At 50.9% G+C, this 875-nt stretch carries 1 protein-coding gene and 1 pseudogene; both read left to right on the top strand.

Annotated elements, in window-relative coordinates:
• The coding region (locus QVO66_RS11310; protein WP_441295433.1) for a glycoside hydrolase family protein at positions 1-259 on the top strand (259 nt) is incomplete at its 5' end.
• 84 nt (positions 260-343) lie between these two features.
• A pseudogene (locus QVO66_RS11305) lies at positions 344-875 on the top strand (toprim domain-containing protein); the annotation flags it as partial.

Below are 875 nucleotides of genomic sequence, written 5' to 3'. Positions count from 1 at the left end.
AGACATCATGGAGCGTTGCGCCGTGTTCCGCCGCTTCGGCAAGGACTCGGTGCTGCTTGCCGTCCTCTCCTACAATGTCGGGGTGTACCGGCTGCTCGGCGGCGGACGCCTGAAGAAAAGCCGGCTGGTACGCAAGTTAGAGGCCGGCGACAGGGACATCTACCGCGAGTACGTGTCGTTCAGGATGTACCGCGGCAAGGTCCTCAAAGGACTTGAGGTAAGGCGCAAGGTTGAGTTCGCCCTGCTGTTCGTGCCGTAGGTAGGTTCTTTTATTACCAATTCAAATCCTCCGAAGTTCGTTTCGGAGGATTTTCCTTACCTTATTATATACGTTCCCATCATTATGGATATTGAAACTGTAAGACATATTGCTCTTGACGATTTCCTTGAAAGCCTTGGGCACAGTCCCGTAAGACGCAAGGGTAATGTTCTTTGGTACTTGTCGCCGCTGCGCGAGGAGCGCACTGCATCGTTCAAGGTTGACATCGGGCTTAATTGCTGGTACGATTTCGGGCTTGGCCGGGGCGGAGGGATAATAACGTTGGCAAAGGAACTGTACCGCTCCAACGACATGACATACCTTTTAGAATGTATCGGCAGGTCAGCACCAAGCACAATCTACCGTTTTGTTCATGACATTAAAAAACAAGAACAATCACCCACATTTACCGACATAGGCATTTCTCCATTAAATTCTCCTGCCTTGTTGGCGTATTTACGTGAAAGGAATATAGACGCGGATGTTGCAAGGAATGAGTGCTTGGAGGTACATTACACTTGTAACGGCAAGCGTTATTACGCCATAGGGTTCCGCAATCGGTCGGGCGGTTACGAACTCCGCAACCGCTGGTTCAAGGGATGCATTGCGCCGAAAG

Origin of the sequence: Prevotella sp. CAG:255, from assembly GCF_000431195.1 — a bacterium.
Lineage (GTDB): Bacteria > Bacteroidota > Bacteroidia > Bacteroidales > Bacteroidaceae > Prevotella > Prevotella rara.
This window is presented reverse-complemented; position numbering and strand designations above follow the sequence as displayed.